We start from the raw sequence: 202 nt of genomic DNA, 5'->3' as shown, positions 1-202 counted from the left end.
GGGAAACTCGAAGCGGAACAGCCGCTCGTCGTGCGCAAGGGGCGAGCGGCCGCCCACCATGTAGCGGATGTGCTGCTTGGAGAGTTCGTCGAACGTGAGGTCCACTGTGGCGAACCCGTGCGCTTCGAATGCGCCGGCGATCTGCGCCGATTCGCTGCGATTCCTGATCTGCACGCCCACGAAGATATGGGCGGAGTTCGCG

Annotated in this window: 1 pseudogene; it reads right to left on the bottom strand. The window is 64.4% G+C overall.

The features are described 5' to 3' along the window. Window positions 1-202: pseudogene (locus tag P0D70_RS37085) on the bottom strand (threonine ammonia-lyase, biosynthetic); the annotation flags it as partial.

This window comes from Paraburkholderia sp. RL17-381-BIF-C, assembly GCF_046026435.1.
In the GTDB taxonomy this organism is placed as follows: Bacteria; Pseudomonadota; Gammaproteobacteria; order Burkholderiales; family Burkholderiaceae; genus Paraburkholderia.
Note: the sequence above shows the minus strand (reverse complement) of the source record. Positions and strands in the feature narration are given on the sequence as shown.